23 protein-coding genes and 2 tRNA genes are annotated in these 25,549 nt (G+C 60.5%); 9 read left to right on the top strand and 16 right to left on the bottom strand.

From position 1 onward, the window contains the following. The first annotated feature begins 60 nt into the window (after positions 1–60). Genes HMPREF3056_RS01250 through HMPREF3056_RS01240 form a run of 3 tightly spaced genes read left to right on the top strand, consistent with a single transcriptional unit; the run spans position 61 to position 1,948 of the window. Positions 61–552, top strand: coding sequence for a low molecular weight protein-tyrosine-phosphatase (locus tag HMPREF3056_RS01250; RefSeq protein ID WP_046647730.1), 492 nt, complete (start codon positions 61–63; stop codon positions 550–552). A gap of 31 nt (positions 553–583) precedes the next feature. Continuing rightward, positions 584–1,567, top strand: coding sequence for an SURF1 family cytochrome oxidase biogenesis protein (locus HMPREF3056_RS01245; protein ID WP_070753960.1), 984 nt, complete (start codon positions 584–586; stop codon positions 1,565–1,567). Positions 1,568–1,591: 24 nt separating this feature from the next. After that, the gene (locus HMPREF3056_RS01240) at positions 1,592–1,948 is read left to right on the top strand and encodes a hypothetical protein (RefSeq protein ID WP_070510040.1); all 357 of its coding nucleotides are present in this window, start codon (positions 1,592–1,594) and stop codon (positions 1,946–1,948) included. Between the two features lie 900 nt (positions 1,949–2,848). Here the strand turns inward: HMPREF3056_RS01240 and HMPREF3056_RS01235 are convergent. Both HMPREF3056_RS01235 and HMPREF3056_RS01230 read right to left on the bottom strand, forming a co-directional pair. Beyond that, positions 2,849–2,924, bottom strand: a tRNA-Val gene (locus tag HMPREF3056_RS01235). Positions 2,925–3,037: 113 nt separating this feature from the next. Further along, positions 3,038–3,475 (bottom strand): DUF3052 domain-containing protein, encoded by a 438-nt coding sequence (locus tag HMPREF3056_RS01230; RefSeq protein WP_046647091.1) that lies wholly within the window; start codon positions 3,473–3,475, stop codon positions 3,038–3,040. Between the two features lie 173 nt (positions 3,476–3,648). Here HMPREF3056_RS01230 and aceE point away from each other — a divergent pair, with 173 nt between their 5' ends. Continuing rightward, positions 3,649–6,405 (top strand): pyruvate dehydrogenase (acetyl-transferring), homodimeric type, encoded by a 2,757-nt coding sequence (gene aceE, locus HMPREF3056_RS01225; RefSeq protein ID WP_049156849.1) that lies wholly within the window; start codon positions 3,649–3,651, stop codon positions 6,403–6,405. Positions 6,406–6,664: 259 nt separating this feature from the next. Here the strand turns inward: aceE and HMPREF3056_RS01220 are convergent, their stop codons facing one another. Then, positions 6,665–7,681 carry an alpha/beta fold hydrolase gene (locus HMPREF3056_RS01220; RefSeq protein ID WP_070753959.1) on the bottom strand — a complete coding sequence of 339 codons (1,017 nt, stop codon included), beginning with the start codon at positions 7,679–7,681 and terminating at the stop codon, positions 6,665–6,667. A 26-nt stretch (positions 7,682–7,707) separates the two neighbouring features. On the opposite strand from HMPREF3056_RS01220, the gene HMPREF3056_RS01215 reads away from it, so the two are divergent. Both HMPREF3056_RS01215 and HMPREF3056_RS01210 read left to right on the top strand, forming a co-directional pair. Beyond that, entirely contained in the window at positions 7,708–8,010 is a 303-nt protein-coding gene (locus HMPREF3056_RS01215; RefSeq protein WP_046647088.1) for an acyl carrier protein, read from the top strand. Between the two features lie 17 nt (positions 8,011–8,027). Continuing rightward, the gene (locus HMPREF3056_RS01210; RefSeq protein ID WP_158396164.1) at positions 8,028–8,786 is read left to right on the top strand and encodes an HAD-IIA family hydrolase; all 759 of its coding nucleotides are present in this window, start codon (positions 8,028–8,030) and stop codon (positions 8,784–8,786) included. A gap of 12 nt (positions 8,787–8,798) precedes the next feature. On the opposite strand, the gene HMPREF3056_RS01205 is transcribed toward HMPREF3056_RS01210, so the two are convergent. From HMPREF3056_RS01205 to HMPREF3056_RS01195, 3 genes are all read right to left on the bottom strand, one after another. Then, complete coding sequence (locus HMPREF3056_RS01205) at positions 8,799–9,257, bottom strand: hypothetical protein (RefSeq protein ID WP_070753958.1); 459 nt, start codon at positions 9,255–9,257, stop codon at positions 8,799–8,801. Positions 9,258–9,657: 400 nt separating this feature from the next. Then, positions 9,658–10,461 carry a serine hydrolase domain-containing protein gene (locus HMPREF3056_RS01200; RefSeq protein ID WP_070753957.1) on the bottom strand — a complete coding sequence of 268 codons (804 nt, stop codon included), beginning with the start codon at positions 10,459–10,461 and terminating at the stop codon, positions 9,658–9,660. Between the two features lie 10 nt (positions 10,462–10,471). Further along, positions 10,472–11,149 carry an excalibur calcium-binding domain-containing protein gene (locus HMPREF3056_RS01195; protein ID WP_049156869.1) on the bottom strand — a complete coding sequence of 226 codons (678 nt, stop codon included), beginning with the start codon at positions 11,147–11,149 and terminating at the stop codon, positions 10,472–10,474. 154 nt (positions 11,150–11,303) lie between these two features. Between HMPREF3056_RS01195 and HMPREF3056_RS01190 the strand changes: the two genes are divergently transcribed. Next, entirely contained in the window at positions 11,304–12,953 is a 1,650-nt protein-coding gene (locus tag HMPREF3056_RS01190) for an alkaline phosphatase D family protein (protein WP_070753956.1), read from the top strand. Between the two features lie 153 nt (positions 12,954–13,106). On the opposite strand, the gene HMPREF3056_RS01185 is transcribed toward HMPREF3056_RS01190, so the two are convergent. From HMPREF3056_RS01185 to HMPREF3056_RS01150, 8 genes are all read right to left on the bottom strand, one after another. Next, positions 13,107–14,672: a mechanosensitive ion channel family protein gene (locus tag HMPREF3056_RS01185; RefSeq protein WP_049156835.1), complete on the bottom strand. Its 1,566-nt coding sequence runs from the start codon at positions 14,670–14,672 to the stop codon at positions 13,107–13,109. A 43-nt stretch (positions 14,673–14,715) separates the two neighbouring features. Continuing rightward, the gene (locus HMPREF3056_RS01180; protein ID WP_232745382.1) at positions 14,716–16,314 is read right to left on the bottom strand and encodes a peptide ABC transporter substrate-binding protein; all 1,599 of its coding nucleotides are present in this window, start codon (positions 16,312–16,314) and stop codon (positions 14,716–14,718) included. 48 nt (positions 16,315–16,362) lie between these two features. Beyond that, on the bottom strand, positions 16,363–17,436 hold the full coding sequence (locus tag HMPREF3056_RS01175; RefSeq protein ID WP_046647250.1) for a trimeric intracellular cation channel family protein: 1,074 nt from the start codon (positions 17,434–17,436) through the stop codon (positions 16,363–16,365). Between the two features lie 100 nt (positions 17,437–17,536). Beyond that, positions 17,537–17,893, bottom strand: coding sequence for a hypothetical protein (locus HMPREF3056_RS01170; protein WP_070753955.1), 357 nt, complete (start codon positions 17,891–17,893; stop codon positions 17,537–17,539). A gap of 74 nt (positions 17,894–17,967) precedes the next feature. Beyond that, a complete protein-coding gene (locus HMPREF3056_RS01165; protein WP_070517348.1) occupies positions 17,968–18,417 on the bottom strand; it encodes a Panacea domain-containing protein in 450 nt (149 codons plus the stop codon). A gap of 117 nt (positions 18,418–18,534) precedes the next feature. Further along, positions 18,535–18,608: transfer RNA gene (locus HMPREF3056_RS01160), tRNA-Ile, on the bottom strand. A 107-nt stretch (positions 18,609–18,715) separates the two neighbouring features. Beyond that, positions 18,716–19,255, bottom strand: a complete 540-nt coding sequence (locus tag HMPREF3056_RS01155; protein WP_070545525.1) for a hypothetical protein — start codon at positions 19,253–19,255, stop codon at positions 18,716–18,718. Positions 19,256–19,361: 106 nt separating this feature from the next. Further along, positions 19,362–19,736, bottom strand: coding sequence for a hypothetical protein (locus HMPREF3056_RS01150; protein ID WP_230308877.1), 375 nt, complete (start codon positions 19,734–19,736; stop codon positions 19,362–19,364). Positions 19,737–19,933: 197 nt separating this feature from the next. Between HMPREF3056_RS01150 and HMPREF3056_RS01145 the strand changes: the two genes are divergently transcribed. Next, positions 19,934–21,262, top strand: a complete 1,329-nt coding sequence (locus HMPREF3056_RS01145) for an AAA family ATPase (protein ID WP_070517394.1) — start codon at positions 19,934–19,936, stop codon at positions 21,260–21,262. 65 nt (positions 21,263–21,327) lie between these two features. On the opposite strand, the gene HMPREF3056_RS01140 is transcribed toward HMPREF3056_RS01145, so the two are convergent. Both HMPREF3056_RS01140 and HMPREF3056_RS01135 read right to left on the bottom strand, forming a co-directional pair. Continuing rightward, a complete protein-coding gene (locus tag HMPREF3056_RS01140) occupies positions 21,328–21,900 on the bottom strand; it encodes a PIN domain-containing protein (protein ID WP_070510646.1) in 573 nt (190 codons plus the stop codon). A gap of 58 nt (positions 21,901–21,958) precedes the next feature. Next, entirely contained in the window at positions 21,959–22,402 is a 444-nt protein-coding gene (locus HMPREF3056_RS01135; protein WP_070753954.1) for a helix-turn-helix domain-containing protein, read from the bottom strand. Between the two features lie 359 nt (positions 22,403–22,761). Here HMPREF3056_RS01135 and HMPREF3056_RS01130 point away from each other — a divergent pair, with 359 nt between their 5' ends. After that, a complete protein-coding gene (locus HMPREF3056_RS01130; RefSeq protein WP_070545531.1) occupies positions 22,762–25,026 on the top strand; it encodes a DEAD/DEAH box helicase in 2,265 nt (754 codons plus the stop codon). Positions 25,027–25,549: the final 523 nt, after the last annotated feature.

Genomic DNA, 25,549 nt, shown 5'->3' with positions numbered 1-25,549 from the left:
TCGCTGCTATATCCTAGCTTTCGTTCGTCAGCGCACCCCTCTAGCTTAAGGAGCCTTTGCATGACGCCTCCGGAGAACGACAACCAGCTCCACATCGTCTTCGTGTGCACGGGCAATATTTGCCGCTCACCAATGGCGGAAATCATTACCCGTGATGCCATGGAGACCGATATGCTCGATCTCCTCGCCCGCGTGGACTCCTGCGGCCTCGGCGGCTGGCACGTGGGCCAGGGCGCAGACGAGCGCGCTGTGGCTGAGCTGCGCCGCGGCGGGCACGATGGCGCTGGCCACCAGGCCGCCCAGCTGGGTCCGGAGCACATGGACGCGGACCTGTTCGTGGCCATGGATACCGGCCACCGCGATGCCCTTATCGAGCGCGGCATCCCGAAGGACAAGGTGCGCCTCATGCGCAGTTTCGACCCGAATTCTCCGGAGGACGCCATCGTGGAGGATCCGTTCTACGGCACGGAGGAGGACTTCGCCCGTACCCGCGAAGAGATCGACGCCGCCGTTCCAGGTCTGCTCGAGTGGATTAAGACGAACCACGGCTAGATAATCTTTTGCGGCTACTAGACTGATCATCATGCTCAAGACATTCCTCAAGCCTGGGTGGGTGCTCTTTCTCATCTTCATCGTCGCCTTTTCCTATTTGTCTTTCACGGTGCTCGCACCGTGGCAGCTGAATAAAGACGACCAGATTGTGGAGCGCAACCACCTCATTGAGGAGGCCTATGACTCCGACCCCCAGCCGGTCACCGAGGTCTTTTCCACCGATGGCTCCCTGCGCAAGGAGTGGGAACGCGCGGAGCTGACCGGCCACTACCTTCCGGAGGATGAGGTGCTCTTGCGCCTGCGCCCGGTGGAGTCCGCTCCGGGCTTCCAGTCGCTGGTTCCCTTTGAGACCGACTCCGGCGAGACTTTCCTGGTCAACCGCGGCTGGGTACCCACGGATGAGGGCAATTCCGTTCCCCACATCGATCCGGCCCCCTCGGAGAGGGTGACCATCGTGGGCATGGCGCGCTACAACGAGCGCGAGCACACCTCCGCCCCCATTGAGGAGCAGGGCTACACGCAGGTCTACTCCATCAATACGGAGCAGATCGCAGAGCTTGTCGACGTCCCCCTCGCCCACGACTACCTCCAACTCTCCCCCGATCAGCCAGGTGAGCTGCATGCGCTGCCGGTGCCGAAGCTGGACCGCGGCAACCACCTCTCCTACGGCTACCAGTGGATTGCCTTCGGCGTGATGGCGCCACTGGGCTTTGCGTATTTCGTGTGGTCCGAGATTCGGGAGCGCCGCCGCGCCCGTGAGGAAGAGGCCCTGATGGCTGAGGCCACTGCGGCCGCCACTAGTGCCGGCTCCCCCGATGCGACTGCGGACACTCACGTCTCGGAGCTTGATCACGGAGACCCCTCCGGCGAGCACTCCGACGCCACAGCGCCTTCTGCCCCGCCTTCGACGCCAGCAACTACCTCGCAGCCTTCGCGCCGCTCCCGCTCACGCTATGGCTCCGCCAAGCCTGACTTCTACGAGAAGATCCGCGAGCGCGGCCAGGAACGCTTCTAGCCTCGGCCCCCACAGGGGACGATGATGAACGCGATTGCGTGGACGCGAGAAGCGACCGAAACCGAGATTGCCGACAGTATTCTTGAAGCCGCTGGCTGCACCGCTGAGAACTGCGTTCCCAACTGGGACGAAGACATGCCAGAAGCAGTGTGGCCAATCAACGGTAGTGAAGAAGAATGTCTCCGAATCGGCAAGCAAGCAAACGGACTCTACTGTGTCAGGATCTTCTCCATGAGATTCTATCCAGGGCACTGCCAAGGCATCTACGGTGACGAATATCGCAAAGAAAACGTCGCACTCAACCAAATCGAAGAAACAATCTTCCAAGCGCTCAAAGAAACCAACCGGATCAATCTCCGCGAGTGGCCAGGCGAACACTAAGACAAACGGTGCGAAGCAGGATCGACATTCCCTACTAGAGCAAAGAGCATCTTTCGCCCAAGCGCAAAGCCTTCCTTCTCATTCACGCCCGACGCTGCTAAATATGGGTCAATGCGGATACCGATGCACCTTCCTGTGCTCGAACCAGGCCCAAATCAAAGAAGCCAAGAACAACAGTGGCGTAACCCATGCCAGACGATGCCACCAATGTGCTCCAAAGTATGATTCATCAGCACTTAATCCTGCTAGATAATTGATTACAAGCGTTGCGATGAACAGCACTACAACGACAGTAACGCTCCACCAGTAGGCTGTGCTTTTCTGTTTACGCATCAATGTCACCTTCAGCTTGCACTGAAAATGGCGAACTCAGCGCGAACAATGCCGTAGCGCTCACGCACGCCAGCCCTTTTTTGAACATGATGACCCCTTTTCCAGATTTCCAAGATGCCCGGCTCATCACCGGCTTACCTCAAACCTATGACTAATGAAAAATGCAGTCAATAACCATTTGCCAACAATGATTATTCATCTGCATAAACACTGGTCATGCTTTTGTGGCCTAAGTCATTTTCGTAAGTATTAGTTCCACTTGTACATGGAGCACCGTTACGCATCCGTTCATTCGTAGAGGGGAGCGAATATCGGATTGGGGCGAGTGGTGCCCTTTTGAGGTATACCCCAACCGAACACTCCACGGGCATTGCCGGCCAAATCATCGGCTACGCCCGCATCAGCACTACCGACCAAACCCCGAACGCCAACACACCCAACCCAAAGCAGACGGAGGAGTCCGCATATACACCGACCACCAAAGCGGCCTTCACCCTAGGGCACCCGCGGCGCGGCCCTCCGAGCACGACGAAACCCCTCTCCGACTTAACGGAAAGGGGTTTCATTTGGTGCGGCCTGAGGGGATCGAACCCCCGACCTACTGGGTGTAAACCAGTTGCTCTTCCAGCTGAGCTAAAGCCGCAGTGCACTTGGTGTGCTCGACCAAGATTAGCCCATGGGCACCCGCAGCAACAAATCGGGGTGTAACTAGTCGCTGCGAATGCCGCGTGAGCAGGTACATCCTGCGATTATTCCTTAGGGCTTCTTGGTGTAGCCGCGGGCCACGAGGCAGGACCCCTGCCACTCGCCGAGGCGCTCGGCCTTGGTCTGTACGAGGCCGGCCAATTGTGCAGATTCGGAGATCTCGCCTGGCTCCAAGTTGCCAGGCTTTCCAGCTCCTGGGGTCAGCAGCCAGATGCGGCCGGAATCGCCCAAGGGGCGGGTGGCATCCACCAGCCCATCGACCAAGTCGCCGTCCTCCGCGCGCCACCACAGCAGCACAAGGTCGCACAACTCGTCGGTCTCTTCCTCGAGGAAGTCCTCCCCCAACACGTCCTCGATGGACTCAGAAATCGTGGAGTCACAGTCTTCGTCCCAACCAAGTTCTAGGGCAATCTGGCCCTCCTCGATGCCGAGCTTGGCTGCGAATCCCGTCACTCGTTGAGTTCCTTCCGATGAAGTAGTTGATGTCATGCAGAGTATTTTAACGTCTACGGTGCACTTTTTCGCGTCAAACCTCCCCCGTTCCTCCCCAGAGGTGGACATTTTCCCCCATAAAACCACCCGTGGGGGCCTCCGAGTGACCCACCGCGAAAGGGGCGCGTATCCTAGAGCAAGATCTGTGTACTACGACCCAGGAGGATTTAATGGCCGACTTGGACGCCCACAACGGCGACTCCAACTTTCCCATCGTTCGCGATGGCGTGGCAGCATACCTGCATGACTCCGACCCCGAGGAGACCCGCGAGTGGATGGACTCCCTCGACGGTCTTCTAGATTCTTCCGATCCGGAGCGCGCCCGCTACCTCATGCTGCGCCTTCTTGAGCGCGCTACCGCCAAGCGCGTGCCGTTGCCGTCGCTGACGTCCTCGGATTTTGTTAACACCATCCCTACCTCCCTGGAGCCAGAGTTCCCGGGCGATGAGGAGTTGGAGAAGCGCTACCGCCGCTGGATCCGCTGGAACGCGGCCATCATGGTGCACCGTGCACAGCGCCCGGGCATCGGCGTCGGTGGCCACATCTCCACCTACGCAGGCGCTGCCCCGCTGTATGAGGTGGGCCTGAACCACTTCTTCAAGGGCAAGGATGATCCCTCCGGCGGCGACCAGGTCTTCTTCCAGGGCCACGCCTCCCCGGGTGTCTACGCCCGCGCCTTCATGGAGGGCCGCCTGAGCGAGGAAGACCTCGACGGCTTCCGCCAGGAGCACTCCCGCGGCGAGGGCAATGGTCTGCCGTCCTACCCGCACCCACGCCTGATGCCGGACTTCTGGGAGTTCCCCACCGTGTCCATGGGCCTGGGCCCCATCAACGCCATCTACCAGGCACGCTTCAATAAGTACCTGGAAACCCGCGGCATCAAGGACACCTCCAAGCAGCATGTCTGGGCCTTCCTCGGCGACGGCGAGATGGATGAGCCGGAGTCCCGTGGTCTGCTGCAGATGGCTTCCCTCTATGAGCTGGATAACCTGACCTTCGTGGTGAACTGTAACCTGCAGCGTCTCGATGGTCCGGTGCGCGGTAACACCCAGATCATTCAGGAGCTGGAGTCCTTCTTCCGCGGTGCCGGCTGGTCCGTCATCAAGATTGTCTGGGGCCGCGGCTGGGACAAGCTGCTGGAAGCCGACAAGGACGGCGCCCTGGTCAACATCATGAACACCACGTCTGATGGTGACTACCAGACCTTCAAGGCTAACGACGGCGCCTACGTGCGCGAGCACTTCTTCGGCCGCGATGAGCGCACGCTCAAGCTGGTAGAGGACATGTCCGATGATGAGATTTGGGCACTGCGCCGCGGTGGCCACGACTACCGCAAGATCTACGCCGCATACGACAAGGCGTTGAGCTACGCGGGCACCGGCCGCCCGACGGTCATCCTGGCCCACACTATTAAGGGCTACGGCCTGGGCCACAACTTCGAGGGCCGCAACGCTACCCACCAGATGAAGAAGCTGACGCTGGAGGATCTGAAGCTCTTCCGCGACAAGCAGGGCATCCCGATCAGCGACGAGCAGCTCGAGGCCGATCCGTACCTGCCGCCGTACTACCACCCGGGCAAGGATGCTCCGGAGATCAAGTACATGCTGGAGCGTCGTAAAGAGCTGGGCGGCTTCCTGCCGGAGCGCCGTGAGAACTTCGAGACGCTGACCACCCCGGATCTGTCCAAGCTGCGCTCGGTCCGCAAGGGTTCCGGCAAGCAGGACGTCGCCACCACCATGGCGCTGGTGCGTACCTTCAAGGAGCTCATGCGCGACAAGGAGCTGGGCAAGCGCGTCGTGCCGATCATTCCGGATGAGGCCCGCACCTTCGGTATGGACTCTTGGTTCCCGACTCTCAAGATCTGGAACCCGCGTGGCCAGAACTACGTTCCGGTGGACCACGACCTCATGCTCTCCTACCGCGAGGCCACGGATGGTCAGATTCTGCACGAGGGTATTTCTGAGGCAGGCGCAGCCGCCTCCTTCACCGCGGCTGCTACCTCCTACGCCACCCAGGGCGAGGCGATGATTCCGCTGTACATCTTCTACTCGATGTTCGGTTTCCAGCGCACCGGCGATGCCTTCTGGGCTGCTGCCGACCAGCTGGGCCGCGGCTTCATCATCGGTGCGACCGCCGGCCGCACCACCCTGACCGGTGAGGGCCTGCAGCACATGGACGGCCACTCCCCGATCTTGGCGTCGACCAACCCGGCCGTGGAGGTCTACGACCCGGCCTTCGGCTACGAGATCGCTCACCTGGTTCCGCGCGGTATTGAGCGCATGTACGGCGAGGACAACGAGCCGATCATGTACTACATCACCGTGTACAACGAGCCAGTCAAGCAGCCTGCTGAGCCGGAGAACCTCGACGTCGAGGGCCTCCACAAGGGCATCTACCACTACAACACCGCCGAGTCCGGCTCCATCCCGGCCAACATCCTGGCCTCCGGTGTGGGCATGTACGAGGCCCTGCGCGCCCAGGAGATCCTGGCTGAGGACTTCGATGTCAAGGCTTCGCTGTTCTCCGTCACCTCGTGGGTCAACCTGGCTCGCGACGGCGCTGCCCGTAACCAGGAGGCACTGCGCAAGGGTGTTGAGCCGACCGAGGCATTCGCCACCTCCCAGCTCAAGGGCTTCGAGGGACCGTTCGTCGGTGTCTCCGACTTCGCTACGGACCTGCAGGAGCAGATTCGCCCCTACGTCCCGGGCGACTACATCGTCCTGGGCGCAGATGGCTTCGGATTCTCCGATACCCGCGAAGGCGCTCGCCGCTACTTCAACATCGACGCCGAGTCCATCGTCGTCGCCGTTCTCGAGGGCCTGGCCCGCGAGGGCAAGGTGGAGCGCAGCACCGTGGAGAAGGCAGCTCGTGAGCTGAAGCTCGACGACCCGACCGCCACCATCTCCACCTCCTCCGACGAGGATTAAGGCTGATGAGGATTAAGGCTTAGGGCTTAACAGCCCCAAGCCCTCCGGCCCCTTCTGCCCCATTGTGGGTAGGAGGGGCATTCTTTTTGCCTAAACCCAGGGCGGCCAGCTGTCGTTGTTGCCAAAGTTCGAGCCAGATCTTGCATCAGAGGCTCTAACTTTGGCAGAACGGGCAGTTCGACCACCGCGCGGGTCTCAGCCACCGCCAACAAAAGGCCCTGCCGCCGTCGACAAAGGACTTAGCCGGCATTAGCGCGGCTTAGTCGCCATCGAGCACGCGGTCGAGCACCCGCCCCAAAGCCTTGGACACCTCGCTGGGCTCTTCCAAGATGACCATGTGGCCCGCCCCGTCGACGACGGTCAGGGTGGAGCCCGGCCAGTGGCGGGCAATCACCTCCGATTGGCGGTGCGGGGTCACGATGTCATGCTGGCCCACCACGATTTCCCCCGGCACGCTACGCAGCCGGGCCGTTGCGCCGAACTCGGAGTGTTCCACCAAGTCATCGAAGAAGCCCGCGTAGCTCGACATCGGCGTATCCAGCAGCATCGCCACGTGGAATTGCAGCTTGTCCATCTGCGGGAAGCCCTGCAGCAGCGCCGCGAAAGCCGGGGCGATGACAGCCGCTACCTCAAAGCGCACCCGGTTAAGCCGACGGGGCAGCTTCAAACACGCACGGTAGACCGCGCCGAGGGTCTTCGATTCCAAGATGCGAGCCACGCCTGCGGCGGCAAAGCGCTGCATCGAGGTGGCCACCAGCGCCATCCCCTCAACGCGGTCAAAGATCTGGCGCGGTGCGCGGCGCAGCAGGTTAAGCGCAATCATTCCGCCCATCGAGTGCCCAAGCAGCACCAACGGCCCCTCGGCGGCACGCTCAGCGATGACGGCCAGCACATCGTCGGCCGCGCCCCGAACCGTGCACTGCGCGGGGGCGACGTGGGTGGATTGGCCGTGGCCGCGGACGTCGACAAGCAGGCAGCGCACCGTGGGATAGTTGCGGCATACGTCGTTGACCTGGGAATAGAAGCTCTCCGCGGACAGGCAGTAGCCGTGGATGAAAACCGCGGTGACCTCCGCATCCGCAGGGCCCACCTCGTACCACGCCACGCGCACGCCGTCGTTGTCGACGAAGCCCGAGTCGCTCACCCCAGTCAGGCCCGGTTCAGTCGTGAGATCATGCAGCTCATTGTGGACGGCGTGCTCGATGGCGCGCATGCGGGGGCGAACCCGGCGCGACCAGCTGCGCGCGACGGCGGAGGAACGTGCTCGAATAACCATGACATTTCAATACTAGACTGGGCCCCATGGCTAATGACCTTTCAGCGCAACTCCAAGCCCGCTTCGGCTCCGCGCCGGCCGAAGAGCAGGATTCTGCACCCACCGGCGACGCCTATAGCAAACTGACGCGCCTCATCACGAAGGTAACCGGCGTGGAGGAAGGACTAGAGCGCGAAGCAAAGCTGGAGGACCTGGGGGTTGAATCACTCGAGCGCATCGAATTAGCCGTGCGCCTCGAGGAAGCCTGCGGGGTCCGCCTTAATGAAGAAACCATGCTCTCCGTAACCACGGTGGGCGAACTTGCTGACTACGTGGAGGAACACTCGTGATTTCTTACCTTTCGGACATGGACGGCGTCCTCATCAAGGAAGGGGAGATGATTCCCGGCGCGGATAAATTCATCCAAGCGCTGAAGGACAACAACATCGAGTACATGGTGCTGACCAATAACTCGATGTCCACCCCGCGAGACTTGTCAGCACGCCTGCAGAACACCGGCTTGGACATCCCGGCCGAGCGCATCTGGACCTCAGCGACGGCCACCGCGGCCTTCCTCTCCAACCAGGCGGGGCTGTCCACGGCCTACGTCGTGGGCGAGTCTGGGCTGACCACCGCCCTGCACGAGGCCGGCTGGATCCTCAACGACCGGGAAGCCGATTTCGTGGTCTTGGGCGAGACCCGCACCTATTCTTTTGAAGCCATCACCACGGCCATCAATCTCATCCGCAACGGCGCGCGGTTTATCGCCACCAACCCGGATGTTACGGGCCCCGCGCCGCAGGGCGTGCTGCCAGCCACGGGTGCTGTGGCGGCACTCATCACCGCGGCGACCAACCGCGAGCCCTACTACGTGGGCAAGCCGAACCCGGTCATGATGCGCAGCGCCTTAAACAACATCGGCGCACACTCGGAAAACACCGTCATGATCGGTGACCGCATGGATACCGACGTCAAGTCAGGCCTCGAGGCGGGCATGCGCAGCATCCTGGTGCGCTCAGGTATCAGCGATGACCGCATCATCGAGCGCTATCCTTTCCGCCCGACGCGAATCATTGACTCCGTGGCGGACCTGCCGGAGCGCATCTTCGATCCCTTCGCGGACTAGGTCTTCACCGACTTAGACCGCACGCTTGACGACGCCCCGAAAACCGTACTCCCCCGCCAGCATCTCCACCGCGCGGCCCAGCGCTTCTAGTTCGCTGGGCGTTCCGGTGAGCACTTGCTGGCAGCCGATTCCGACACCTGTGTTGTCGACTCCCTTAGCAGCGTTTGCTGCATTGTCGTCTTTTATGCCGACAACGTCCCACAGCGGGTCCCGGCGCCAGCGGGTGCACCACTGGGCGGTCAGCGGGTCATCGCCGGGGACGATGAATTCGCTTTCGCTGCGAATACAGCGCGCCATTGCGCGCTCGATGGCAGGGCGCAGGCTGCGCGGCATGCCCGAGATCTGCAGCACGGCGGTGCAGACCTCACCGCAGGCGCGGTTGGGCCACGTATCCGCTGGGCTGCCAAGTGGGCTGACTGAAGGGGCCGGCGCGGTTGCACCGGCTACCTGCGGGTGAACGCGTTGATTCACTCCTTAAACTCCTTTGACGTGCGAGTGATGGCACGCCGGCATGCGCCGACGCAAGACGAGCTTCGTCTTCCCCTACGAACTTGTCTTCATCACGCCACTCGCGCCGAGGCGCGAACACCGATTGGTGTGGCCACGGTATGTGGCCACTCGGTGCGTCGTTGTGTGCCCACGATTTTCCCCCGCCACTTAGGCCACAACAACCCTCAACCTGCACTTAAGCCCCCGCCGCCTCAATATCAGGTTGAGACTTTCGCCCGGAAATCCACCCCATTAATCACATGCGCCACATGAGGGCTCATCAGCATCATGTGCGCGCGGTCGCCACAGGTGCCCCACTACCCCCGTTGTGGCGCCTGTCTGTGCGCCGCGACGACACCCGAATTCTTCACCGCGGCTATGGCTAGCGCGCCTGGCATTCCTCCCAGATCGCCGTATTGGTCTCGGCCCATAGCGGCTTGCACCAGTCTCCGAAGTCGCGATCCGTGAGCGCCACCATCGCCCACTCACCAGCCACCCACAGGTAGGTTCCGCTCATGCCGAAGTGGCCTACGGTATCGGCCGGCAAGCCGCCCATCCATTGCTTCTTTTCGCCGTAGATTTCAAAGCCCAGCCCCCACGTGCAGTCCTTGAAGCTGCCGTAGCCCGGCACAATCCCGCGCAGCCCCGGGAACTGGACGCTGCGCATCTCTTCCACGGTGGAGGGATCAAGCAGGCGCGGCGCGTACACCTCGGCGGCAAAGGCGGAGAGGTCCTCCACACTAGAAACCAAGCCGTGCCCGGCCGAGCCTTCCAGGGTGGTGGCCTGCATGCCCAGCGGAGCGCACACGCCTTCCGCAAGGTAGTCAGCAAAAGAAATCTCGGTAGCAGCCTCGACTACCTCGGCAGCCCACTCATAGCCCGCCGAGGAGTAGATACGGCGCTCTCCTACCGGTTTTTGAGACTCCCGGGTATCAAAGCCCACCCCCGAGGCATGGGCCAACAGGTGTCGCAGCGTGGAGCCTTCAGGACCGGCTGCCTGATCCAGCTCCACAGCGCCCTCCTCTACTGCCACCATCACCCCATAGGCAGCCACCAGCTTGGTCACGGAGGCTACTGGGAAGCGGCGGGAGACATCACCGACCTGTTCTACTACCTCACCGCGGTGCAGCAAGGCACCGGCAACGGTATCGACGGGCCAGGATTCAAGAGAAGAAAAAGCGCTCATGCGCTCCAGCTTAACGAGGATCGCGCTCGCAGCCTACGCCATCGCCATCGCGGTCAAACTTGGAGCGGAAGCCCGGGTCGCTCGGGTAGATGGGGCGGCCCAGCGCGTTCCACACATCGGCGCAGCGAGAGTAGTAGGCCGGAGCCGGTGCCGGCTTCGGTGCGGGGGCAGGTGCCGGCTTCGGTGCAGGCGCAGGAGCGGGAGCCGGCGCAGGAGCTGGTTCCGGAGCTGGCTGCGGTGCGGGCGCGGGGGCCGGAGCAGGTGCCGGGGCCGGTGCGGGCTCCTGTGCCTTCGGCGAAGGAATCACGCCCGGCAGCGGGTTCGGGATGATTCCCTGCTGCACGGCCCAGAACACGCCGCCGGCGATGGCCGCGAGAAGCGCTGCGCTAACGCCCAGGCCCAAGGCAAGCCTCTCGCCCTGGGAAGACTGCTCGAATTCGGCGTCATCTTCCTCCTTGCTGGAGGAGCCAGTGCCTTCGGTGGAGGAGCCCAGCTCCTTGCTGGAGGATTCAACATCCAGCTCCGAAGACAGGCCGGACTCGAGGTCGCCGGTATCAGACGGAGAGGAAACCGCGGTGGGGGCCTCCTCGTAGGATGCGCCGGTCTCCGCTTGAGCGGGGACGACAACGGACAGGGAGAGAGAAACAGAGACAGAGGCGGCGAGAACCGCACGAGAGAACTTCTTCATAAGCATAAGTTATAGCCCGTAACTCACCCCGCAAGAAATTACTCCACCCCAAGGGGTAAAGCACACGTGAAGCCACGGAAAACCACACCTGACCGGCGGGCGAATTCTCTGTCCCCGAGTTGCGACACCGCCTCAGCAGAGAAACCGTAGAGCCATGCGCCGCTCTCTGACTCGTCGCCGCCTCCTCCACGCCTCTGGATTAGCCACAGCCACCGCCGCCTCCCTCGTCGCCTCTTCAGCATCGGCAGCCGATCCCACGTCCACCTCCTCCCTCGGGCTAGTAGAGCCACCCGCGGGCACGCTGCCCTTCGTGCACGGAGTGGCATCCGGCGATCCGATTCCGGATTCGGTCATCCTCTGGACGCGCATCACGCCCACAGAGGAGGCACTGCCGGGCAGCGGCGTAGGCCCTTCGGTCACCGTGGAGTGGGAGGTGGCAGCGGATGGGGAGATGAGGGACGTCGTCAAGCGCGGCACTGTGGTTGCCTCCGCAAGCCGTGACCATACTGTCCACGTGGACCCGCACGGCCTGCAGCCGGACACCGAATATTTTTATCGCTTCCTCGTCGATGGTGTCTCCTCCCCCATCGGGCGGACCAAGACCGCACCCGCGGCCACCGCCTCGCCGGAGCAGCTCACGTTTGGGGTCGCCTCCTGCGCGAATTGGGAGTCGGGCTTCTTCAGTGCTTACGCGGACATCGCCCGGCGCGCGCACTCCGGGCAGCTGGATTACATGGTGTTCTTAGGCGATTACATCTACGAGTACGCCGCCGGCGAATACTCCGGGTTTGGGCCGGTGCGCCTGCACCACCCCGCGCACGAGATCACCACGCTGGCGGATTACCGCACGCGCTACGGGCGCTACCGCACCGACCCCGACCTGCAGGCAGCGCATGCCGCTCTGCCGTGGATCGTGGTGTGGGATGACCATGAAACAGCCAACGATAACTGGGCCGGCGGCGCGGAGAACCACGACCCCGCTACGGAAGGAAGCTGGCAGGAACGACAAACGGCGGCCATGCGCGCCTACTTCGAGTGGATGCCCGTGCGCGCCACCGCGCCTTCCGAGGACGGGCATCTGTACCGCTCACTGACCTTCGGCGATTTGGCGGAGCTGACCATGATGGACCTGCGCACCTACCGCGACCAGCAGACGCCGTGGAACCCAGTGGCGTTTATGAAAGAGGGCCGGAGCATGCTGGGCTCGGAGCAGTATGACTGGCTGCTGGGAAAGATTGAAACCTCGCAGGCCACGTGGAATCTGCTGGGGAATTCGGTGATGTTTGCCCCGCTGAATCTGGTGTCACTGCAGGAGAATTCGCTGACCGCACAGGTGGCTGCCGCCCTGACGAAGAACATCACAGGGATTCCCGTCAATGGGGACCAGTGGGATGGTTACTCCGCAGAACGCCGCGCGCTTATCGACGCCCTCCGCGCCTCCCCTGCCCACGCCCTGTTCCTCACCGGCGATATCCACACCGAATGGGCGCATACGATTAGCAAGGGCGAGGAGGTGGTTGCCGCGGAGATGGTGTGCGGGTCCGTGTCGGCGCCCAATATCAACGAGGCGCTCAACCTACGCGCGGGCAATACTGTCTCCCGCCTTGCCGAACAGGTATTACGCCAGGCCAACCCGCAGTGCCACCACGTCGAGCTGGATAGCCACGGCTATTGCTTCGTCACGCTGAGCCGCGAGGAGGCGCAGATGCACTGGCTGCGCGTGGATGATGTACTCAGGCCGGGTTCCCCCGTGAGGCAGGCGCATGCGCTGACCTATAGGCCGGGCGCGGGAGTTGTGAGCTAGCTTGCTTGCGTTAACGATCGGTGGCGATGGGCCGATACATAAGGTGTAGCGCATTACGCCGCTGCACTTCCCTATCACTCATATCTCTCGTGCGCCCTCTCCAAGCGTCTCTCTCACCTCTCTCTGTGCAGCGCCTCTCGGCCCCCTTCGGGTCTACATCTCGGCGGAAGGCTCCGAGGCCCCTTCAGTAGCGGTAGCCTGTGCGCCCTCGGTGGGCGCAGGAGTTTCGGAGACCCCTTCCTCCGCTGGTGTTTGGGTTGTCGGTTCCCCTGGATTCACAGGTGCGAAGGTGGCCTCACTGTCCGGGGTGCTATCAGTGACTGTGCCCTGCACGCTTTCCACCGGCTCCTCGGGCGTCGAGACATAGGAAGGCTCGTCCTGCGGCGCGGTTTGTGGCGTTGGCGAAGGTTCGGAGGGCTGAGTGGACTCGGACGTTGTCTCTGATTGTCCCATCCAGCGCGAGGGTGATAGCCACCCGGCATTCTCCACTCCGTCTGGGTTGGCGGACGCTAACAGCAGCACACTGATCGCGCCGAGCCCGGCGATAAGCCCTGTAGTGGAGCGGCGCACGCGCCCGCCAAGCGTCCAGAAGGAGTCCCACTTGTTCTCCGGCTTATCCGCGCGCCAGATACCGCGGCCGTAATCATCCTCTTCCTCGTCGTCGGGTTCGGCCGAATAGGCCGGGCGCCCTGGGCCGTCATCCTTGCTGTCTTGCGCTTCGGCGGCCGCGTCAGCGACAGCGTCGGCGGCCACAGCCTCCGTCTCGGATGCCGAGCTCTCTTGTCTCGACTCGGTGTTAGCGCCTGCCGCCGGCATGACGGTAGTGGGGGCATCGGCATCCACCGCGCCGCCCAGCACCTCCAGTACCTCACCCGCGACGTTTTCAGCGTTAGGCAGCTTGTACAGGTCCCAGAAGGAAGACAGCAGCGCCGAGCGGATCGCGCGCTCCACCGCCCACTGGCGTGCGGGGTTGACCTGCACCAAGACGCGGTACTTCACCTGCCATGGCTGGCCGGCCACCGTGGGAGCAACCAACCCAGTAGCGGGCAGAACGTCGAGCTCACCAGCCACGTCCGCGCGGATGTCCGGGGTATCGATGGCGCGTTGTGAAATCTTCTCTACCTGTTCGGTCAGATCCTGCACGGAATCGCCCTCATGGACCGGGATGGCAATATCCACCACCGCGCGCGACCACTCTTGCGAGTAATTTGTGACCACGCCCGCCGAACCGTTCGGCACCATGACAACTTCACCGGTCGGCGTACGCACCGTCGTTGTGCGCAAGGTCAGCGATACGACGGTGCCCTCCACGCCGGTCACGCCGTCGAAGCTGACATAGTCACCCACACCGAACTGCTTTTCCGAGAGGATAAAGAAACCGGCGAGGAAATCACCGATGATCGACTGTGCGCCGAAACCGACGGCAGCCGAGACCACGGTTGCCGGGATGGCCGCGCCCAGGGGAGGCACTCCAACGTTGGCCAGCGCCGCCAACACGAGCAGGAAGTACGCCACCGCCTGTGCCACATAGACCAGCGCGCCGGCCAGCGCCAAGCGCGCCTTGGTGGACTCTTGGTTTTCATCGAGGCGGGACTCAATGACCCGCACCGCCAAGCGGCCGATGCGCGGGATGAGAATCGCCAACAACAGCATTCCTAGCAGTGGCAAACCATGGTCAACGAAGGCCTGCCAAATGGCGAAAAAGTAATACTTCAGCATTGCGCCAAGCCTAGTCCTACAGCCTGACAGAACCCTTGGAATCTCAAGCGCGGTGGATGAGATAGTAGTTCGGAGTGGGCTTCCACGTGTAGCCAGCAGGGATGATGTCCTTGCCGTAGGCGCTGAATGCCTTAGTCGTCCACAGCGGAATCGCCGGCATCTTCTCCAGCAACAGCTCCTGGGCCTGCAAGTAGTACTCCTGGGCCTCCTCCCGGTCCTTCGCCTGGCCTACCTTCTTCAGCAACTCGTCGTATTCGGTGCTGCGAAAACCTGACTCGTTTTCTGAGGAATAGGAGGCAAACAGCGGCACCAGGAAGGTCGACTCATCCGGAAATTCCGCCTGCCAAATCGTCCTGAAAGCACCGGTAATGTGCCGCGCTGTGACCTCTCGACGCAATTCCTTCAAGGTCCCAAATTCCTTGCTTTCGGCGAGCACACCGAGGGTATCCGTCACCTGCTGAGCCACCGCATCGACCCACGTCTTGTGGCCGCCATCGGCGTTAAACGCGATGCTGAACGTCCCCTTAAAGGGGTCTAGCTTCTCCGCCTGTTCCCACAGCTCGCGGGCTCTATCCGGCTGGTAGGTCAGCACGTCAGCACCTTCCGGCGCAGGCGGTGGGGAGCCGAAGAGCGGCGCTACGAAGCTGTTGGCCGGAGTCACTCGGTCGTGGAAGATGTCCCGCGCAATCTTTTCTCGGTCTACCGCCATGGACAGGGCCCGGCGGCGCAGGCGGCCAGCCTCGCCGCGGAAATTGGCATCGTTGGCGGGAATGGTGATCTCCATGATCGAACCGCCAGGCTTAGTAAGGGCCCGCGCGCCGAGCTCCTTTTCGAAGCTTCCGAGCTTCTCCGCCGGGATGCGCGTCAGCACGTCCAGCCGGCCCGCCACAAGATCCTCGTAGGCCTGCTCCTCCGAGGCGTACACGACGAACTTAATGCCCTCATTCTGCGGGTGTCGCGGCCCTTTATAACGCGGGTTCGGCACGAGGGTCAACGCCTTCTCACGTTCCCACGAGGCCAACAGGTATGGCCCGCTGCCAATCGGGTCCGTGCCGCGCTCACTCAGCTTGTCCTGATCCGCAGAGCGCATGGGGAAAAAGACGGAATAACCCAAGCGTTCAATGAAGCCCGCCGTGGGGCGCGAGAGCTCAATGCGGAAGGACTTCTCCCCCGTCACCGTCAGCCCGCGCATCTCCTTCCTGCCTTCATTGAAACCGAGAATCGGCGCAAAGTGATGTGCGGAAAGCAGGGACTGGCGCACTGCCGTATTCCACGTATCGACGAAGTCCTGCGCGCTGACCTTCGAGCCATCGGAGAACACCGCGTCTTCACGAATCTGCACGTCAAACGTGGTGTCATCAACCTGCGTGACGGATTCCGCCATGTCGTAATGGGCGCCGCCGTCCTTATCCAGGTACATCAGGCCCGAGTACACCAGGTTGATGATGGTTTGGCCTGGCACGTCGTTGGAATCGGCCGGGATGAGGGAGCGCTGCGGCTCCGAGATATCGGTAGTAATGAGATTCATTCCCGAGGTATCCATGCGCTCCGGTTCCGTTCCGCAACCCGCCAGCGTGGGGGCCGCAACGCCCGACACCGCCAGCGCCGCGAGCATGCCCAGAAAAGAACGCCTCGACGTCACGCGTCCATCACCTCACTTTCATCACTAGATTAAAGCATTTCTCAGGTTCTAATCATCTCTTTTTTCATATCGGCGCATGAGTCTTTCCACCAATTCATCGGTGAGCTGATCATCGGCCAAGATGCGATCCAAAAGCTCGCGCGGCGTTGGCCCCTCAGCGCTCTGTTCCTCGTAGGAGTCACCGCTTAGGTCCACACCGAAGTCGGAGGACTCCGCTTCCGCAACGGCCGGCTCCATCATCTCCGACATCTCTGCGACTTCCTCGTTGAAGGAGTCGAGGAATTCGGAGGCATCGATGGCGGCTTCCGCACGGCGCTTGCCGGCTCGGACTTCGCGCTCGATGCGGCGTTGCAGGGCCTTTTCCATCTGGTTGTGGCGCCAGGAGCGAAGCTTCGTGGGCTCTAGACGACGCCCCACGGCACGCCCCTTGCTTTCCGCCTTGCGCGCCATGACCATGACGTAAGCCGCGGTGTCATTGACCGGCGCCCATTCCTGGCGAGCGGGTACGCGCCAGCCCGCCCAGATGCCCAGCATGGTGAGGACAAAGGACACAACCGGCCCGAGAATAACCCCCCACGCCAAGTAGCCGGCCGAGTCTGCGCCCAAGACCACCAGCGCGCAGGCCACCGCGGGGATCACGGTGGGGGTGTTATCACCAAAGACCGCGGGCTCGCGCCCCATGGCGATGTCACGGATCATGGAGCCGCCCGTAGCCGTGAACACACCCATCATGATGCAGGGAATCAGGGGCAGGCCATACGCGATGGCTTTGAGCGCGCCTGTCGACGCCCACAGGGCCGAGACCACCGCATCACCATGCGACTGCACGTAGTCCCACGTTTTGCCCTTGAAGTAGACGAAGCGGGCGATAATGGCACCAGTAAACGCCAGATAGAGGTACTCCGGCTGGCTCATCGCGGCGACGGTGCCGCGGTTGATGAGCACGTCACGGATCATGCCGCCGCCGAGGGAAGAGAACATCGCGATGAAGAAGAAACCCACGATGTCATAGCCGCGCTGCCGGGCCATGGTGCCACCGATGATGCCCATGAGGAGGACACCTATGATGTCGGACCAGTAGTACAGCGACTCGATCAACGGGTCCATCTCGACAACGCTCATGGTGGTCATCGTATCGGGTGCTAAGCAATCTCTCGCATTGAGGAGCTATTCCTTGCAATGCGCCGCCTAGCTGGCGGACCGCTAAGGCTCAGAAAATGAGCTAATGCATGTAGAGCTCGTTGTAGGCTTTCTCAATCCAAATGACATAAAACACTTCCCCGTCTTTCCAGCCCGCGAAAGGAAGATTCCCTTTGTGACGGTAAACCCGGAATTTCTCCACATCCTGAAATTGCCGCGTAATCTGAGGCTTGATAGCGCTTGCCGGAATAAACTCTGAGCCGAGTCCGTGCCTGGGATGCTGTGCCAGCTCTTTCCATGAAAGCACTGACCGCTTGTGCCACTTTTCCAGAAACTCTGCGCGCATTGAATCATCTAGTTCTTCGAAGCCCCACCCCTGCTGCAGGAATCGCGTTGACAGGAGCGGATAGTCAGCCCGCGAGCTACGAAGAGCATCCACGACGCTTGAATCTGGGGCGCTCCTCACCCCTCTGGTTGGCCTACTCCCCCGTCGTTTACTTTTCGTGCCCACAGCTAGCAGAAGTAGTTCTTCAGATCGGCATCAGTTATTTCTAACCCGCGTTTGCCCTCCACGAAGTTCTTTTTCCACGGCGACTCGGTGTGGGTTTTATTCCGCAGAGCCCATGCAGAGTAGGGGCCATACTTATCCCATACCTCAATCAAGTCCTGCTCAACGTCGCGGTAATCATCCCAGTCGAAATCATCCGAGACGAACTCATCGGGGTCTATAGGAAGCTTTCCGTAGTGCTTAACGTCATGGTAGACGTCCACGACTACTGGACCATGAGCCCAGGCTTCCATTCGTTCAGGAAAAAGCGGCAGGCCGTCGGAGGAGCGCATATGCAGCCCTTTGGCGTAGTAGAGAAGCTTTTGAAGTTTGAGCTGCGTAATGTCAGCATCATCAGTTTCATCAGCCCACGCTACAAACCATTCGGCGATTTGCCGCGCCGTAAATTGCTCCATGCTTGCCCTCCTTCCACTTCCCGCTAAGAGTACAACAGGCCCAAGACATGTGAACATCTCAATGTTGGATCGATCGCGAAACACCTGCTTAAAGGAGAGCATAGAAGCTCTGAATTGTGGGGCCACCGGGGCTCGAACCCGGGACCAACGGATTATGAGTCCGTAGCTCTAACCGACTGAGCTATAGCCCCGCGTATTCCCTACCCACGCAACCCACACCAGCGCGCAGCCGGTGCGCCACGTACGGCAGCGAATCCGCTCCCAGCAACATTAATCGGCAGGCCCAGAAAACGGCAATTTAGGGCTCGTCCTGGCTGAGATCCTCGCCAAGGTTTGCCTCGTCCAGGTCTCCCGGGCCTGAACTCTGCGCCTGGTCTTCGTCAGCGACCTTCTGCCCCTTCACCGACACAACGACCCCGATAACGTAGGAGGCGATCACCCCGAAAACGCTGAGCCAAAAGAGTATCGAGGACAGGTCTAAGGCCCACCGACCGACAATCTGGGTGAAGGCGGATTTCACGCTCTCGTCGGTATCGCCGTAATCGACCAAAAAGAAGCCGGCCAGGAAGAGGAACACGGTCACAGCAATGAATGCCCACGACTCGCGCCACCCGAAGGCCTTGTACGTTCCGCCCCCTTCATCTTCCTTCGGGGTACGTACGGGGATGAGCCACAAAACTAACAGCGCAAGGACCACGATGCCGCCGGCCGGAAGGGTAAAGAATGCGAGCCATCCGCCGACACCAAATATGACCCGCCCCAAAGCAAAGAACGCCGCGCCTAACAGGCTCATGACAAGCGCCGCGACGGAGCTGATCTGAACGTTCCGATACTTCATGCCAAAAGCCTAGCGTGCATCGCCGCTACTTTCACCTACAAAACTGACGACGCTCAGCCCTAGACCCACTACATACTGGCTTCGGCCTCTGCGTCAGTTACCAGGCCTATTCTTTCTTTTTCATTTTCCTAGCTTGCCTGCGCTCGCGTCTCCGAGCACGTTTTGCTTTGCGGATATCCACTACCCAACGCGGAACAAATGGCCACGGAAGCGGAATCCCGAACGCGCCTGTAAAACCAATGACTCCGATGACGAAAGCTGCCATGATCGGGGCAAGCAGCACCGTTTCGGCGGACTCTGGGAGGTTCATATTTGCGACCAGCCCTGTGGCACCGGCAGCGCCCATGATGAGCGTGCCGTAGGGATAAATGAAGAGCACACCATCACTTTCGGCGCCTTCCGCATCGGCTGAGTCGTACCATCTTTCCGACCTGGGAGTTTTTCGCACGCCCCGGATGTAATAGGTCCAATAAAGAGCCATGACAATCACTAACCCGAAACATACGAGCAGCTCAGTAGTATCCCCACCCATAGGACGTGGCCTCCTGTGGTTGCTTTTGCGGTACGCAACAAACGCTACCAGCGCCGGCTGGGTTAAGGCATGGGGCGAGAACTCAGCGCCCGAACCTAGGACAGAATTGTCTGATGAAGAATCTGGGAGCTTGTAGTCTCGTGATCATGAGGCTCCTTTCCTTTAGCGTGTCCAACTTCCGCAGCATCCGCGCCACCCAAACGCTCACGCTCTACCACGACTGGCAGCACTCCACCGCCCCGGAAGAAGGCTGGGCGCAGGTTAGCGATCCCATCACCGTTCTCATCGGCCCCACCGCTTCCGGCAAGAGCAGCATCCTCAACGCCCTCGCTTTCGCTCTGCTCGCCATCGAGTCCTCCGCCACCGCCTGGCTTGCCGACGCCCCACCCAACCAACTCCCCCACGCCCCCTACCGCCTCAACCCCCGCACACAGCGACTGCCCAGCACTTTTGAGCTGGAGTTCGAACTCGACGGCGTGCGCTACCTCTACGGCTTCCAGTGGAGCTTTACCGGCGTGCATGCCGAATGGCTCAGCCGCGTGCCCTCGACTCGGTGGAGCCCCTGCTTCGTGCGGACCCGCGGCGAGGACGTGCAGTGGACTAAGTCCTTTATGGATGAAGGGGACGTCGCCAAGCTCGGCCCCATCGATGACACCGAGCTGCTCTTGTCCGCTGGCCTGCGCGATGAGCACCCCATCCTCGCCCCGCTGGCCCGCGCCCTGGTGCACGACGTGTCCTACCTGCCGCACGGCCATACCTCCATGAGTACTGCCTCCCGCATCACCACCCTCATCCGTGAGGGCAAGCTGCACCTGCATGAGGCTGCCGCGCTGCTGCGCGCGGCCGATTCGGGAATCCACTCCGTGCGGCTGAACCAGGACCACATCCCCGAGCACGTCTTCCGCCAGATGCGCCCGGTCATTGATGCGCTCAGCCGCAGCGCCGGCAGCATCCCCCGACCAGACGAGTTCCAGGCTTACTCCGATGCAGAGATCGAGTCCCTACTGCACTCCATCATCGTGGAGCACAAAGTTGGTGACTCCTACTACGCGCTGAAGTTGACCGATGAATCCGGGGGCACGCAGAATTGGATGGCCACCGCTCCCCTGGTGTTGGACACGTTGCGCCGCGGTGGGATCCTAGTGGCTGATGAGCTGGATTCCGCCCTGCGCCCAGCGCTGTTGGATTTCATCATCGATGCCTTCCGCGAGCCCAGCATCAACGTCAACGGCGCGCAGCTCATCTTTGCCTCCCACGCCTTCAGCGTGCTTGAGCGCTCCAGCGAACTGGGCCTGCGCCCGGAGAGCTTCTGGTCAGTGGAAAAGACCGATGCCGGCGAATCAGAGCTACACAACCTCAGCGAGACATCCGTGTCACTCGACAACCCCGACGCCACCCACCGCTTCCTTCGCGAGCGCTACGGCACTGCCTCCCGTGCGGCTCTCGATGCGCTGCAGGAGCTTGTTAGGGCTTAAGAGTGCGGGCTATAGCACCACCGACCACTGGAAAGTCTGCGGCTACAAGCGCTGAGCGGATGAAACTAGCGCTGCGCGAGCGCCTGCAAGGCTTCACGCACAGCGCTGGCAAAATTGTCGCAACCCGCTCTCCTCAGCGCATCGTCTAGGCCCTGAAAGCCCTTCCTTTTCTGCCAATACTCCAGCTGCTGACTCGTACATTCAATCACTAAGTTTGGAGCGGAATCGCGAATGAGCATGAGGAATGCATCCGCATTCATTATCTCGTAGCGCTGCTCGCTGGCAGTAATGGTTATATCCTGGGGCGAGTTATCAGTAAGGATGATGTCGGCTTGTGAGGCGAAAGCCGCCGCGTGGACATGGTAGTCATGACGATCCAAACCGTCGAAAGGCATGTCTCCGGGAAAATCATCAATGATTTCCTCCATCACCGCACCGATCTTCTCGACACGGTCCTTGATAATTCTCCCAGGTGCTGTGGGATGTTTCCGCCGCATCGCCCGTACCGTTTCCGCAAGTACGTCTTGAGACGTATAGAACACAAACATGTCTCCAGATAAAATCTGCAGCGCAAAAAGCCAATCTAGGATTGTACGGCTCACTAAAATGTTTGCGTCAACGAATACCTTTTGCGGCATGTTCTCGAGGATAGTAACCGCGTTAGCCCAGTGCAGTTTCTAGCAGTTCTCAATGCACCTAGGCCTGTGAAAAGAAACTCTCGTTCTCCTCTTCGAATGCACGCCATTCTTGGAACGCTTTCACGCGTTCCTCAGCGCGCTGGCGTTTCAACTGCAGGACATCCTCACGCTTAAACCGCGTATGTGTTCCGCGCTTGTGGGTAGCTATCCTTCCTTCCTTTGCCCATTTCATGAGCGTTGGACGCGAGATGCCTAACAGCTCGGCAGCTACTGTACTGGTGAGCTCCTCAGGAATGCGAGAGATTGTGACTTCCCCTCGCTGCGCGACAGAAGCCAAGACCTGAGAAATCAATCGCTGAACATCACGCGACAACGGGACTGGGCGCCCGTGCTCATCTGCTACCCGAAAGCTCGCTGCCTCGAGAGTCTGCAGCGACTTCAGCTCTTTGAGAGTAGTTTCTTCGATCATGAGCCGATCGTTGATGAGTGCAGAGGCAGTCATCAGCGCTCCTTTCCCAGCGTGACACTTACACCTGAAACGCCTTTCGCTTACAAGTGAAACTTCCCTCAAGGATAACCAAGTTGCGCACGAATGGCTAGAGGCCACCTCAATGCTCCACATACTGCGCATGTCCGGCACACCTGTCAGAATCAAGGCTTGTCTTTTGAAGCGCGCAGCCTATCACTGCGACCCCAGTCGCCCTCTGCAAAAAGCTCTGGAGCCTACGCGGCTCCAGGCGACAACGTTCCGGTGACCGGATCGTCGTGCGATTAAGTCTAAGCAATACAACGCCAAACCGACAAGGCATTTAGCCGCATGCCGTCATATAAACTAGTTCCGACGCACAAGGAACACACGCCATGACTGAACAGGAACGCCTCGAAGCGCTTGAAGCTCGCGTTAGCGAACTAGAATCCCAGGTAGCCCAGCTGCTGCAGCCCCTCGGTCATGCGCCCTCGCGCCCTAGTCCCGCAGACACACCGCCGCCGGCTAACGTTCATTCTGAAAGGCGCTCACCGGAGGAGAAGATTGCGCTCTTCATGGATTACTTCGCGGGGAGGACAGACGTCTACGCAGTGGCTAAAAATACTGCGGAAAAGAAGGCCTGGTATCCGGCCAGCAATGGCTACTATGACCGAAGAAACCCCGACCTGAAACCCTTAACACCGAAGGTGATCGAAGGGCATTTGCGCCGGGACAACCACTTCCACGTTGGTCTTTACCCACTGTGCACAGATGATAGCTGCCGGCTGTTAGTCTGCGATTTCGACGATGACGACTTCAAGCAAGCCGCCCGCGCCTACTCCGAAGAATGTAAGAACCATGGACTCGATCCACTCATAGAGGTTTCACGCTCTGGGAACGGAGCTCACGTCTGGGTATTCTTCGACGAACCTATTCCTGCCAGCCTCGCCCGTTCCGTGGGCATCGGACTTCTTGCCAAAGCTAGCCCGGATTCCTACTTCTCCAGTTTCGACCGTTTCTTCCCTTCCCAAGACACTCTGCCGGCGAAAGGCCGCGGTTTCGGCAACCTGATTGCCCTCCCATTGGCTGGCCACCATCGATCCGAAGGCACAACGGTCTTCGTCGACAGTGATTTTCAAGCATTGCCTGACCAATTCGAGGCCCTGGCTAGGACGAAGAAATCGGGGCTCGCCGAACTCAAGAGAATCTACGCTGAGCTTCAGCCCGATCCCGAGACATCCCTTCCCCAGGCCCCAACCCGCGCAGAACTAAAGAGGCTCAAGGCTTCTGGGAAAGTCCACGTCACGCACGATTCGCACGTCCACGTCGATTTATCGGGCGTCGACGCCACCACTCGTTCGGCCCTGCGACACCTCGGCGCTATTGCTAACCCGCAGTTCTATATCAAGCAAGCCCAGCGTTTCTCCACCTTCGGAACTCCACGGATCATCGTGCGCTTTGATGAGAAGGACCAGATCCTCACGCTCGACCGCGGCACGCTCGATGACGTCCTCGATATTCTGAAAACCGCAGGATATACCGTCACCCGCCGCGGCCATACGCCGAAACCACAGCGCATCGATGCATCCTTCGCCGGCGAACTACGCCCCTACCAGCATTCCGCCGTCACACAGATGCTCAAACACAAGTCTGGAATGCTCATTGCTCCTCCCGGCACTGGAAAGACCGTCATGGCCTGTGCAATCATCGCCCAGCGGTCAGTGCCCACCGCAGTTATCGTCCCTTCGAGGGAGCTTGCTACCCAATGGAACAAAGCACTCAAGCAGTTTCTTCCAGATGTCCACGTCGGGCAATACTCCGGCGCTAAGAAGAAGCTCAGCGGCGTGGTAGACATTGTCACAGCGCAGTCCATCAGCCGTAGTGATTCCAAGACTGACTTTCTCTCCGGCTACGGCCACATCATCGTTGACGAATGCCACCGGGTCGGGGCTGCAGGTTTAACCAATGTCCTCGCGCAACTCAACGTTCGTTTTATACTCGGCATGACTGCGACTCCGTACCGTTCCGACGGTCTTGATAAGTTACTGCCTCTCATTTGCGGCCCTATCCGCCATACCGTCGAGCTTGATCGCCCTGGGCAACGCAACTATGTAGTCCACAACACGGACTTCACCTACGATGCTCCTTACCTTTTCTGGCCCGACCTCGACACCGCTCTGGCGGTGGATGAGCACCGCAACCAGCTCATCGCCGATGTCATCACACAAGCCGCGCAGGGCGAGCACACTGTCCTCGTCCTAGTGAAAAGACGCGAACACCTCGCTGCCCTCAGCGCCTTGCTTACCGACGCCCCCTTCCCCGTCCTCCAACTCCACGGCGGACAGAAAGCCACTGAACGGCAGGCCGTGCGTGAACAGCTTGCCACCACACCGCATTTCGTCCTTTTAGCCATGTCCCAGGTAGCCGGCGAAGGCATCGATCTTCCCGCACTGGACACTCTTGTGCTGGCCGCCCCAGTAAGCTTCCGCGGCGTTGTCATTCAGCAGGTTGGCCGAGTCACTCGCGATACCGATGACAAGGAAAGCATCTCTGCCACCGTCCACGACTTTCTCGATGCCAACGTCCCTGCCCTCGCCTCGGCTTTCAGGAAGAGGAGCTCGACCATAGCCAAGCAGGGATTCACTCGCAACAACAGTTAGAGCTGCCCCATGGTTGACTGATTGCTACTAAGTTAGGGGATATGCACAACTGAAATCATTGTGCGTTGCTCGGGGGAAAGGTTAAAAGTGAGCAATGAAACAAATACGGACGCCACGTTCCTTTGCAAAAAGCGTCCCTTCTCAAATTCACAAATTGACAAGTTAGGGGAGTTCTATGTAGGAAAGCGCAGTACACCGCCCGATTGCCAAGAAGAAATCATCGCTTGGTACGAATGGCTCAAAGACGAAACTACGAAGCTCGTTTCGTCTGCGGTTCAATCCATAGACGCTGACGGTCGAGGACCTTTCGAGGCAGTACAATCTGCCCGAGTCAAAACTAGGTCATCCATCGCAGACAAATTAAAGAGAGGATCCCGCTTATCGGCGATGCAGTGGACTTCGCCGGTGTTCGTTTCGATTTGGGCGCGTCTCACTCTGTACTGCTAGATATTGCCAAGGCTATCGAGGTTCTAGCGAGGTTCTAGTCAAGCAATGTTATGTCCATGGACTTTTTGGACACGGA

Source organism: Corynebacterium sp. HMSC056F09 (genome assembly GCF_001815785.1).
GTDB classification, from domain to species: domain Bacteria; phylum Actinomycetota; class Actinomycetes; order Mycobacteriales; family Mycobacteriaceae; genus Corynebacterium; species Corynebacterium hiratae.
Note: the sequence above shows the minus strand (reverse complement) of the source record. Positions and strands in the feature narration are given on the sequence as shown.

Excerpts from the sequence above, each read along its gene's own strand:
- HMPREF3056_RS01250 (WP_046647730.1), top strand. The coding sequence starts at position 61 with ATGACGCCTCCGGAGAACGACAACCAGCTCCACATCGTCTTCGTGTGC.
- HMPREF3056_RS01245 (WP_070753960.1), top strand. The coding sequence starts at position 584 with ATGCTCAAGACATTCCTCAAGCCTGGGTGGGTGCTCTTTCTCATCTTC.
- HMPREF3056_RS01240 (WP_070510040.1), top strand. The coding sequence starts at position 1,592 with ATGAACGCGATTGCGTGGACGCGAGAAGCGACCGAAACCGAGATTGCC.
- HMPREF3056_RS01230 (WP_046647091.1), bottom strand. The coding sequence starts at position 3,475 with ATGACATCAACTACTTCATCGGAAGGAACTCAACGAGTGACGGGATTC.
- aceE (WP_049156849.1), top strand. The coding sequence starts at position 3,649 with ATGGCCGACTTGGACGCCCACAACGGCGACTCCAACTTTCCCATCGTT.
- HMPREF3056_RS01220 (WP_070753959.1), bottom strand. The coding sequence starts at position 7,681 with ATGGTTATTCGAGCACGTTCCTCCGCCGTCGCGCGCAGCTGGTCGCGC.
- HMPREF3056_RS01215 (WP_046647088.1), top strand. The coding sequence starts at position 7,708 with ATGGCTAATGACCTTTCAGCGCAACTCCAAGCCCGCTTCGGCTCCGCG.
- HMPREF3056_RS01210 (WP_158396164.1), top strand. The coding sequence starts at position 8,028 with ATGGACGGCGTCCTCATCAAGGAAGGGGAGATGATTCCCGGCGCGGAT.
- HMPREF3056_RS01200 (WP_070753957.1), bottom strand. The coding sequence starts at position 10,461 with ATGAGCGCTTTTTCTTCTCTTGAATCCTGGCCCGTCGATACCGTTGCC.
- HMPREF3056_RS01195 (WP_049156869.1), bottom strand. The coding sequence starts at position 11,149 with ATGAAGAAGTTCTCTCGTGCGGTTCTCGCCGCCTCTGTCTCTGTTTCT.
- HMPREF3056_RS01190 (WP_070753956.1), top strand. The coding sequence starts at position 11,304 with ATGCGCCGCTCTCTGACTCGTCGCCGCCTCCTCCACGCCTCTGGATTA.
- HMPREF3056_RS01185 (WP_049156835.1), bottom strand. The coding sequence starts at position 14,672 with ATGCTGAAGTATTACTTTTTCGCCATTTGGCAGGCCTTCGTTGACCAT.
- HMPREF3056_RS01175 (WP_046647250.1), bottom strand. The coding sequence starts at position 17,436 with ATGAGCGTTGTCGAGATGGACCCGTTGATCGAGTCGCTGTACTACTGG.
- HMPREF3056_RS01165 (WP_070517348.1), bottom strand. The coding sequence starts at position 18,417 with ATGGAGCAATTTACGGCGCGGCAAATCGCCGAATGGTTTGTAGCGTGG.
- HMPREF3056_RS01155 (WP_070545525.1), bottom strand. The coding sequence starts at position 19,255 with ATGAAGTATCGGAACGTTCAGATCAGCTCCGTCGCGGCGCTTGTCATG.
- HMPREF3056_RS01150 (WP_230308877.1), bottom strand. The coding sequence starts at position 19,736 with ATGGCTCTTTATTGGACCTATTACATCCGGGGCGTGCGAAAAACTCCC.
- HMPREF3056_RS01145 (WP_070517394.1), top strand. The coding sequence starts at position 19,934 with ATGAGGCTCCTTTCCTTTAGCGTGTCCAACTTCCGCAGCATCCGCGCC.
- HMPREF3056_RS01140 (WP_070510646.1), bottom strand. The coding sequence starts at position 21,900 with ATGCCGCAAAAGGTATTCGTTGACGCAAACATTTTAGTGAGCCGTACA.
- HMPREF3056_RS01135 (WP_070753954.1), bottom strand. The coding sequence starts at position 22,402 with ATGACTGCCTCTGCACTCATCAACGATCGGCTCATGATCGAAGAAACT.
- HMPREF3056_RS01130 (WP_070545531.1), top strand. The coding sequence starts at position 22,762 with ATGACTGAACAGGAACGCCTCGAAGCGCTTGAAGCTCGCGTTAGCGAA.